The organism is Olsenella uli, assembly GCF_901212675.1.
Taxonomy (GTDB): Bacteria; Actinomycetota; Coriobacteriia; order Coriobacteriales; family Atopobiaceae; genus Parolsenella; species Parolsenella uli_B.
The window spans coordinates 1-9,176 of sequence record NZ_CAAKOQ010000015.1 but is presented as its reverse complement, the minus strand read 5'-3'; the positions used below and the strand labels follow the sequence as shown (position 1 = coordinate 9,176).

General features: G+C 70.4%; 9 protein-coding genes. 7 read left to right on the top strand and 2 right to left on the bottom strand.

Annotated features, from left to right (window positions below):
- Window positions 1-28: 28 nt before the first annotated feature.
- On the bottom strand, window positions 29-724 hold the full coding sequence (locus EFAMC1_RS01610) for a response regulator transcription factor (RefSeq protein ID WP_154052600.1): 696 nt from the start codon (window positions 722-724) through the stop codon (window positions 29-31).
- 153 nt (window positions 725-877) lie between these two features.
- Here EFAMC1_RS01610 and EFAMC1_RS01605 point away from each other — a divergent pair, with 153 nt between their 5' ends.
- The 4 genes from EFAMC1_RS01605 to EFAMC1_RS01590 all read left to right on the top strand — a co-directional run bounded on the left by EFAMC1_RS01605 (window position 878) and on the right by EFAMC1_RS01590 (window position 4,360).
- Entirely contained in the window at window positions 878-2,020 is a 1,143-nt protein-coding gene (locus tag EFAMC1_RS01605) for an efflux RND transporter periplasmic adaptor subunit (protein ID WP_154052599.1), read from the top strand.
- Window positions 2,021-2,030: 10 nt separating this feature from the next.
- Window positions 2,031-2,816, top strand: coding sequence for an ABC transporter ATP-binding protein (locus EFAMC1_RS01600; protein ID WP_154052598.1), 786 nt, complete (start codon window positions 2,031-2,033; stop codon window positions 2,814-2,816).
- Window positions 2,813-4,021: an ABC transporter permease gene (locus tag EFAMC1_RS01595; RefSeq protein ID WP_154052597.1), complete on the top strand. Its 1,209-nt coding sequence runs from the start codon at window positions 2,813-2,815 to the stop codon at window positions 4,019-4,021. Before EFAMC1_RS01600 ends, EFAMC1_RS01595 begins: the two co-directional genes overlap by 4 nt.
- Before the next feature lie 84 nt (window positions 4,022-4,105).
- Window positions 4,106-4,360 (top strand): hypothetical protein, encoded by a 255-nt coding sequence (locus EFAMC1_RS01590; RefSeq protein WP_154052596.1) that lies wholly within the window; start codon window positions 4,106-4,108, stop codon window positions 4,358-4,360.
- 555 nt (window positions 4,361-4,915) lie between these two features.
- Here EFAMC1_RS01590 and EFAMC1_RS01585 read toward each other — a convergent pair.
- Window positions 4,916-6,043 carry an ATP-binding protein gene (locus EFAMC1_RS01585; RefSeq protein WP_261981711.1) on the bottom strand — a complete coding sequence of 376 codons (1,128 nt, stop codon included), beginning with the start codon at window positions 6,041-6,043 and terminating at the stop codon, window positions 4,916-4,918.
- Between the two features lie 409 nt (window positions 6,044-6,452).
- Here EFAMC1_RS01585 and EFAMC1_RS01580 point away from each other — a divergent pair, with 409 nt between their 5' ends.
- The 3 genes from EFAMC1_RS01580 to EFAMC1_RS01570 form a co-directional block, all read left to right on the top strand.
- Window positions 6,453-7,184, top strand: a complete 732-nt coding sequence (locus EFAMC1_RS01580) for an ABC transporter ATP-binding protein (RefSeq protein WP_154052595.1) — start codon at window positions 6,453-6,455, stop codon at window positions 7,182-7,184.
- Window positions 7,177-8,586, top strand: a complete 1,410-nt coding sequence (locus tag EFAMC1_RS01575) for an FtsX-like permease family protein (protein ID WP_154052594.1) — start codon at window positions 7,177-7,179, stop codon at window positions 8,584-8,586. The genes EFAMC1_RS01580 and EFAMC1_RS01575 overlap by 8 nt, the downstream gene beginning before the upstream one ends.
- Window positions 8,587-8,810: 224 nt before the next feature.
- A partial coding sequence (locus tag EFAMC1_RS01570; RefSeq protein ID WP_222838604.1) for a hypothetical protein occupies window positions 8,811-9,176 on the top strand: 366 nt, incomplete at its 3' end.

Here is a 9,176-nt window from a genome sequence, read left to right as displayed (position 1 = left end):
GGCAGGGCCCGGCGCCCCTCCCGAGCCCTCACCGCTCGCCCCCGGCCGGAGCCTCCCGCAGGGCGTACCCCGCGCCGCGCACGTTGGCGACCTCGGCCGCGGCGCCCGCCTCGGCGAGGCGCAGCCGCACGTCGTGCACGAGCACCTCGAGGCGGTTGCCGCCGCCGGCCGAGGCCGGCCCCCAGACGCGGTCGATGAGTTCGCGTTTGGCGACGACGCGCCCGGGCCTCGCCATGAGCTCGGCGAGCAGCTGGCACTCGCGCGCCCTGAGCGAGACGGCGGCGCACCCCGCCGCGCGCAGCTCGAGCGAGCCCTCGTCGAGCTCGAGGCCGAGGGCGCGCAGCGGCCCCGCCTCCTCGATGGCCCGGGGCCGGCGGCAGACGGCCCGGACGCGGGCGAGCAGCTCCTCGGCGTGGAAGGGCTTCACGAGGTAGTCGTCGGCCCCGGCGTCGAGGCCGGCCACCCGGTCGGGCACCGCGTCGCGGGCGGTGACGAGGATCACCGGGGTCGCGTCACCGGCCTCCCGCATTCCGCGCAGCACGTCGAGGCCGCCCATGACGGGCAGCATGACGTCCAGGAGCACGCAGTCGTAGGCGCCAGCGGCGGCGAGCTCAGCGCCGCGGGCGCCGTCCGTGGCCACGTCGGCTGACCAACCCTCGCCCCTGAGTATCTCCGCGACCGCCTCGGCGAGCCGCCACGCGTCCTCGACCACGAGAACCCTCATGCCTCCCCCTTCCCTCGTCCTGACCCATGCGCCCGCGATCCTACACGGGCTCGCTGAGACGGGGCTGAGACGCCCCCTCAAAGGTCCGTCTCAGCTTGCCCGCCCATAGTGGCCAGCGTCAACCGAGGCCGAGAGGAAAGGAAGGCGCGGCACATGGAGCACACGTCATGGAAGGAACGGTCGCCGGCTCGCGGGCATCGGGCCACCCGCGTCGCGGCGTCGCTCGCGCTGGCCGCGGCCGTCGTCGGCGCCTCGGCGTGGCTCTCCGCCACGCTGCTGTTCCCGGCCGGGGACGCGGGCACGGCGCCCACCACGACGGAGGCGAAAAGAGGCTCGCTCACCGACACGGTCACGGGCACCGGCAAGCTCGCCGCCGCGTCCTCGGCCACGGTCACCGCGCCCGTGGATGGGACGGTCTCCGAGGTGAGAGTGGCCTCGGGCCAGCAGGTCGCCGCGGGCGACGTCCTGTTCGCCATCACGAACCCGCAGCTGGACCAGGACGTCGACGCCGCGCAGGCGGCGCTCGCCTCGGCCCAAGCCGACCAGCGCGCCGCGGCGGGCGATCTCAGGCGTGCCAGGGCCGCGGCCAAGGACGGGACCGACGAGTCCGCCGCCGCGCTCGACCAGGCGCGCGCCGCCAGCGAGAAGGCGGACGCCGCCTCAACCGCCGCCCGGCAGGCGCTCGAGGCGGCGCGGGCCAGGGCCGACGCCCGCACGGTGCGCGCCCCGGCGGCGGGCACCGTGATGTCGCTCGCCGTCTCCCCCGGGACGTCCGTGCAGGCGCAGTCAGGCACGGCCCTCGCCGAGATCGGCGACCTCACCAGGCTCAGGGTCTCCCTCGCCGTCAACGAGGTGGACGTGCCGAAGGTCGCGGTCGGGCAGAAGGCAGAGGTGACGTTTCCCGCCGTCGACGGGCTCAGGCTCGAGGGCACGGTGACAGACGTGGCGACGCAGGCCACGGCGGGCAAGGACTCGGGCTCGGTCGTCACCTACGACGTAGGGCTCGTCATCGACGCCCCCGACCCGCGCCTCAAGCCCGGCATGAGCGCGATCGCCGACATCGCCGCCCAGACGCTGGAGGACGCCCTCGTCGTCCCCGCCGGCGCCGTCAGGACGGACGCGGACGGCAACCAGACCGTCGAGGTGTGGGTGCCCGGCAGGGATGGCGCCGAGGGCAGGACCGAGATACGCAAGGTCAAGATCCTCCTGAAGACCGACGACGGCGCGGCCGTCGAGGGCGACCTGGCGGAGGGCGACCAGGTGGTCACCTCGGCCGCAGCGAGGGGAGGCGAGTGAGGTGGCGCGCATGAGCGACTCCCCTGCCGCGCCGGGGGCCGTCCCCGCCATCGAGGCCCGCGGCCTGACGCGCACCTACGAGAGCGCCGCCGGGCCCGTCCGGGCGCTGCGCGGGGCGGACCTCAGGGTCATGCCCGGCGAGTTCGTGGCCATCATGGGGCCCTCGGGCTCGGGCAAGTCCACCCTCATGAACGTGCTGGGGCTGCTCGACCGCGCCGACGCGGGCACCTACCTGCTGGAGGGCACAGACGTGTCATCGATGCCGGACGCGGAGCTCGCCCGGGTGCGCGCCGGGCGCATCGGCTTCGTGTTCCAGAGCTTCAACCTCCTGGCGCGGGAGACCGTCCTCGACAACGTCTGCCTGCCGCTCGCCTACGCCGGGGCGCCCCGGCGGGAGCGGCGGGAGCGAGCGATGGCCGCTATCGGGGCGGCGGGCCTGCCCGAGGGCTACGCCGACCATCTCGCCCGCGAGCTCTCGGGCGGCCAGATGCAGCGCGTCGCCATCGCGCGGGCCCTCGTGGCCGACCCGGCCATCGTGCTCGCCGACGAGCCGACGGGCAACCTCGACTCGGCCACGGGAGACGCCGTCATGCGCACGTTCCAGGCGCTCTCCGCCGCCGGCCGCACCGTCGTGCTCATCACGCACGACGCGGGCGTGGCGGCGCGGGCCGGGCGGGCCCTCACCCTGCGCGACGGCCTGCTCTCCGAGGGGCTCAGGGGCGCGGATAGCTGCGCGGATGGCAGGGAGGCGCTTCGGGCGCTGCCCTCGCCGGCGGCGGAAGGGGGCCCGCGATGAGGCCCGCGGACGTCTGCCGCGAGTCGGTGCGCGCGCTCGCCCACAACCGGGGCCGCACCGCGCTCACGGCCCTCGGCGTGGTGATCGGCATCGCCGCGGTCATCGCCATGACGGCGCTCGTCACGGGCGTGCGCTCCGCCATGGCCGAGCGCCTCGGGCTCTCGCAGGCGCGCGCCGCCTCCATCACCTACGCGGGCGCCGACGCCCTGGGGCTCACCGAGGCCGACGTGGCCGCCCTGCGCGCGGCCGTGCCGGGCTTCGAGATCCTCTCGGGCTCGGTCTCCACGACGGCCTCTGCGACGTGGGGCACCGAGGCCGTGAAGGACATGGGTGTGCTCGGCGTCTCCCCCGACTGGTTCGAGGCCGCCTCGGCCAGGCTCGCTGCGGGCAGGCTCCTCGACGCCGCGGACGGCGAGTCCGCGTCGCGCGTCGCGGTGCTCACCGACGGCATGCTCAGACAGCTGGAGGGCGAGTCGGCCGACCCGGCGGCGGCCGTGGGACGCCGCGTCACCATCGCGGGCACGCCCTTCGAGGTGGTGGGCGTCCTCGCCGACGCCGGCGCGGCCTCGGGGCTCTCGTCGGCGATCATGCCGCTGCGCACCCTGCGCCAGCGCGTGGGATCGCCCGACGGCGCCGACCTCTACACCTCCGTCCTCGCCTTCGCGCGGGAGGGCGAGGACGTCGACGGGCTCGCCCGCGAGGCCGCGTCCGCCATCGAGGCGCGCAAGGGAGGGTCGGGCAGGGCCTCGGTGTGGCCGATGAAGGCGGCCATGGAGCAGTCCGACGCCGTCATGGGCTCGTTCCAGCTGCTGCTCACCTGCGTGGCCGGGGTGTCGCTACTCGTGGGCGGCATAGGGATCATGAACATGATGCTCACGAGCGTGACGGAGCGCACCCGCGAGATCGGCCTGCGCCGGGCGCTCGGCGCCACGCGCGTCGACGTCGTGGCGCAGTTCCTGCTCGAGGCGGTGCTCGTGTGCCTCGCCGGCGGGGCGGCGGGCATGGCCGCGGGCTACGCCGCCGCCTGGGGGTTCGCCGGCATGGCGGCCCAGATGGCGGGCTCCGGGGCGATCACGCCGCAGGTGCCCGCGGCGGTGGCCGGCAGCACCGTGGCGGTGTCGGCCGCGGTCGGGGTGGTCTTCGGGCTCTACCCGGCCTGGCGGGCCGCCAGGCTCTCGCCGGTGGAGGCGCTCAGGCACGGGTAGCGCGCCCGGGAAGACGAGCCGGCCGCGGGGCCGGATGACATAGACGGGACAGTTCGGACAAGAACTCACGAGAGAGGAAAGGCAATGGAAGAGAAGACGAGAAAGTTCAACGCAAAGAGAATCGCGGTCGCGGCGCTGCTCGCCCTGGCGCTCGTCGCCGGGGGTGTCGCCGCGGGATGGCTCATCACCAGCCGGGGCGCTGCGGGGTCGGCCGGCGGGGAGGTGACCGACACCCAGTCCGTCGGCGGCGGCCCCGACTCCGGGCAGATGCCGCCCGACGCCAAGCAGGTGCCCGAGGACCAGCTCCAGGGCGGCGGGGAGGTGACGTTCTCGAGCTAGGGCGTCCAGTTGAAAAAACAGGTCCCATGGCAACATGGTTGCCATGGGACCTTCAAAATAGACCCAAGCAATCAATCTAAAGCGTCAGTATCTCGAGCAACCATTATGAAACTGAGTGTGTGCAACTCAGAATCTCTATCCCATTCAAATTGAGCCATGAGTTTTCTTCAGTAGCTTTCGCTCAAAAAGCACTTAGCCAATCGCTTCTCCGATTTCAGCGCACCCAAGAGATCTGTCCACCGTATCGGTTAACGACGATTCCGGAACGAGGCCTGATTCCAATAGTGATGATAGACATCGAAACGCTCATAACATCAAAGCATGAACGAAGTTGTACTGTTATTTTGATATCGAATCGGAGGAACGATTCTCTACGATGTTATTCTCTCCATAGCTAACTAGATATCCACTGCCTACTGCCGCCGGAAAAGCAAATGACCATATTGGGATTCCATTATTGCTAGATTCTATAATTATCTGAAAAAAAAATTCATAGATGAAAAAAACCTTCTAGGCCAGTAGTGGCCTTCTTTGCAAAAAGAAATCCATAACATCTTAGATACGAATCCCGTCAATCTCCCTTGGATAACTCCCCCGGGCAGCAATAACGAATTTCGGATATGCATCCCGTATGGCGCGCAGCGGCTTGAGCTCACGCTCCATGGTCGCCGAGTCAGTCATATCCTCGGTTACCTGAATGTACGCACGCCCGTCTGACCTCGACGCTACAAAGTCCACCTCACCTGAGCGCAGCTTTCCAACGCTCACCTCAAAGCCCTCGTGGCGAAGCTGCAAGTAGACCATGTTCTCAAAGACATGCCCTTGATCGGAATCACGATAGTCCTGCAGATAGTTGCGGATTCCCGTGTCCACGATGTAGCGCTTTCCACCCGTCTTCAGGAGATCCTTGCCCCTGATGTCATAGCGCCGAACAGGATAGAAGAGATACGCCTCATCAAGCGCCCCCATGTAGGCGTCGACAGTACTGTTAGCAGCCTTGATGCCGTCAGCCCGCAACGCTCCGGCAATACTGTTGACCGAATTCTCGTTACCGATATTGTCTGCAAGGAAGCGGCATGTCCGCTCCAGCAAATCAGGGCTTGTGAGCTGCCTGCGGCCACGCCTGCGATCGCGCTCGAGAATATCCCGGATGACGACCGTCTCGTACAGGGATCTACAGTAGGCCCTATGCGCTGCCTCATCCGGCGCACCCAGGGACAGGTATGGCAGCCCTCCGTAACGACGATAGCGATCGAGCAGGCCGGTAGCCGTGGTAAGCGTACCATCCGGCAACTCGAAGACATCCATCCCAGCCGCAGCGCGAGAGGACAGTGACGCTCCCTGGAAATCGAGAAACTCCGAGAAGACGAGCGGCAACATCTCGACCTCCACATAACGCCCCGAGAGCAGCGTGGCAAGCTCGCTCGACAGCAGATAGGCGTTGGACCCCGTGATATACATATCGCAATCAAGGTCAACGTGCAGGGAATTAATCGCGCGCTCCCAACCCTCGATCTCTTGGAGCTCGTCAAAAAAGAGATAGGGATGGACGATTCCCTCTGTCCGTTTGCGAACAAGCTGGTAAAGCCCGCGATAATCCAAGCCATCAAACTCCATGGACTCCATCTTGAACGTGAGAAGTCGCTCCCGGGAAACACCCTCCCTTGCCAGATGCTCGCGCATCATGTCCAGAAGGGTCGACTTCCCGTAACGACCTTGACGAGGTCTCGATCCCGAAAGGCGAGAAGCTGGTCAAGGTACTTTTGGCGGATAATCATCACGCCTCCATGTGAAAGATCTTCATCTAATGCAAATTTTTAACATTGTAATCTAGAAGCTCTCAGAATCGAGGGAGATGCGGCGCGATTCATTTTCCGGCCCCTTCCTCGACGCGGCTTATGACCTCCACTTGCAACTGTATCCCCAACCCACGCTGGTGTGGTGGCACCAGAACCGAGACCGGGACTGCCATCTGGAGATGGCAACGCGCCCGCGCGGTGCCCCGGGGCGCGCGGGCGGTGGTTCCATGTGGGTGGCGTCGAACGGACGAGTCGGCGGGCGCGAGGCGCCCGCCCGGAGGGAGGTGCCGCGCATGGCTGCGGCGGAAGTGAGGGCCGAGGGCGTCAAGCGCTGGGCCGACACAGGCGAGGAGCGCGTCCCGGTCCTCAGGGGCTGCTCGCTCGCGGCCGCGGGCGGGCTCACGGCAATCGTGGGGCTGTCGGGGGCGGGCAAGACGAGCCTCCTGTACTGCATGAGCGGGTTGGACGCCCCGGACGAGGGTCGTGTGCTGGTCGCGGGCCGCGACCTGTACGCCATGGGCGAGGGCGCGCGCACCCGCTTCCTGCGGCAGGCTGCGGCGTTCGTGTTCCAGAGCTACAACCTCGTCCCCTACCTCACAGTGGAGGAGAACGCGACCCTGCCGATCGCCCTCACGCGGGGAAGGGTCGACCGCGGGAGGCTCCGCGACCTGCTCGGGCGCTTCGGCCTCGCCGACCGCGCGAAGGCGCCCGCGGGAGGGCTGTCCGGCGGCGAGCAGCAGCGCGCCGCCCTGGTGCGCGCCCTGCTCTCCCGACCGGCGGTGCTCTTCGCCGACGAGCCGACGGGTGCCCTGGATACGAGGAACACCGCGCTCGTTCTGGGCGTCCTGCGCGAGATGGCAGACGCCGGCACAACCGTGGTAATGGTCACGCACGACGTGGACGCCGCGGCGACCGCCGACCGCGTGGCGTTCGTCCGCGACGGGCTGGTGACGCGCGTGGCCGGCCACTGCACTCCCGAGCAGGTGCTCGCCGGCACGCGGGAGGAGGCGGTCGGCCGTGGGTAGGTACGCGCTCAGGATATTCCGCGAGGACCTCGCGAACTGGGTCCCGATCGTGCTCGTGATTGCCGCGACCTCCGCCCTCGTGGGCGTGTGCGCGAACCAGTTCGCCTGGACTTCGTCGTCGGACTTCGGCGCGGCCGCGGGCGCGGCGGGGCTCTCCGCCTTCGAATTCCAGGCGGTCTCGGTCACCGTGTACGCCGAGGTGGCACTGCTTGCCCTCTTCTCGCTCTCGGCGGTGGGCGCCGCGACGGTGGAGCGATGCCGCCCGACATTCGCGCTCTGGCGACTCATGGGCGCCACGCCGGGGCAGGCGGCGCGCGCCGCCCTGCTGCTCGTGGGCATCGCCTCGGCGGTCGGCTCACTCGCGGGGAGCCTCGCGTCCGTGCCGCTCTCCGCCCTGCTCGTCCCCGCGTTCGACGACATGGCGGCGGAGAGCTTCAGCGGCGGCCTCGGTTCCTTCACGCCGCCGCCATTCTCCGCCTCCCCGTACGCGTGGGCCCTCTCCTTCGCCCTCAGCGTCGCGACCTGCATGCTCGGCTCCGTCGCGGCCGCCGTGCGCGCCGCGCGGGTGAGGCCCGTGGATTCGCTGCGGGGGGGCCGCGCGGGAAGGCGGGGGCGGGGCGGCCACCCCATCCTCGGGTTAGCGCTCGTCGCCTGCGCCCTCGCGACGCCCCTCGCCGGCCTCCCGGCGGCAGAATCAGCGGGCGGGCAGCTCTCCCAGGCCATGGCGAACCTCGTGGCCCTCGCCGGTCTCCTCTCGCTGCTCGCCGTCGTGGCCTTCGGGGCGCGCGGCGTCCGCGTCGCCCTGCGTGTCGCCGGTGCGCTGCCCGCCGCGGTGCGCTCGCCCGTCGGCCGGCTCGCGGCGCGGGCGGCAGCCGAGCTCGCCTCGTGCAACGCCTCGACCATGGTGCCGCTCGCCGCCGCTGTGGGCGGGGCAGGGGGTATCCTGCTCACGACCGCCCGCACCCTCGAGGCCGTCATGCGGCGCCTGGGATTCTCGGGCTCGTTCGACATGATGGACACCTACGCGCTGATCGGCCTCGCCGCGGGGTTCGCGCTCGCCACCGCGGTCGCCGTGCTCGCCCTCTCGGCAAGGGACGAGGGAAGGCGCCAAGCGCTGCTGCGCACGCTGGGCCTCACGCCCCGGGGCGTGGCCGCGGCGGTCGCGTGGCAGTCGGCGCTCGTCGCCCTGGGCGCCGTGCTGCTTTCGCTCGTGCCCATCGCCTGCTCCTCCCTCGCCGCGCTCACCCTCACCTGGATGTTCTGGGGAGCGCCCACGGCGTACGCGCCGCTGCCAGAGGCGCTGGCCGCGGGCGCCGTGGTCTGGGCCGTCCTGCTCGCGGCGCGCTGGGCGCAGGTCCGCGGGGCCGTCCGCTCCTCGCCGGCGGCGGGCCTGTGCTCATAGGGCACGGGGGAGCCGGCGGGACGGACCGCGTCCTGCGGAGACGGGGCTGGACTACGTGCTGTCGCCCGCATGGTGGACGCTCGTCGTCATCGCCTGCACGCTGCTCGTGGTGGCTGGGGTTGCGCCCCTCTCCCACCTCCTCACCGGCAGGTGGTAGGTCACGGCCCCGCCCCGACGGGTACAAGAACTGGATGCGCGAACGGAGTGACCGAGGGGGCGCGGGAATGAGAGCTGTCGACAAGGCCGGGCGGCGCCTCGCGCCGCACCTCGCGCGCCGCCTGCTCGCGGCGCCCCTCGCGTGCCTGCTCTACGGGGAGGCGACCGTCATCACGGCAACGATCGCCCCGGCGATACCCGGCGACGTCGTGCAGCGGGCGGCGAGCCCGGCGGCCCTCGCGCTCGCCGTGGCGGCCGCGTCCGCAGCCCTGCTCTGGCGGACGGCCCTGCCCCTGGGGACGCTCGCGCTCGAGTCGGCCGCCCTCGTCGCCGCCACGGTGGCGGGCCTCGACAGCTACGCGGTGGCCCCGTTCCTCGTAGCGGCGTTCGCGGCCGGGCGGCACGCGCCCTTCCCGCGCTCGCTCGCCGGGCTC

What these genes read in the sequence shown, in the direction of transcription:
- EFAMC1_RS01610 (WP_154052600.1), bottom strand. Translation starts at nt 724, where the DNA reads ATGAGGGTTCTCGTGGTCGAGGACGCGTGGCGGCTCGCCGAGGCGGTC.
- EFAMC1_RS01605 (WP_154052599.1), top strand. Translation starts at nt 878, where the DNA reads ATGGAGCACACGTCATGGAAGGAACGGTCGCCGGCTCGCGGGCATCGG.
- EFAMC1_RS01600 (WP_154052598.1), top strand. Translation starts at nt 2,031, where the DNA reads ATGAGCGACTCCCCTGCCGCGCCGGGGGCCGTCCCCGCCATCGAGGCC.
- EFAMC1_RS01595 (WP_154052597.1), top strand. Translation starts at nt 2,813, where the DNA reads ATGAGGCCCGCGGACGTCTGCCGCGAGTCGGTGCGCGCGCTCGCCCAC.
- EFAMC1_RS01590 (WP_154052596.1), top strand. Translation starts at nt 4,106, where the DNA reads ATGGAAGAGAAGACGAGAAAGTTCAACGCAAAGAGAATCGCGGTCGCG.
- EFAMC1_RS01585 (WP_261981711.1), bottom strand. Translation starts at nt 6,043, where the DNA reads ATGCGCGAGCATCTGGCAAGGGAGGGTGTTTCCCGGGAGCGACTTCTC.
- EFAMC1_RS01580 (WP_154052595.1), top strand. Translation starts at nt 6,453, where the DNA reads ATGGCTGCGGCGGAAGTGAGGGCCGAGGGCGTCAAGCGCTGGGCCGAC.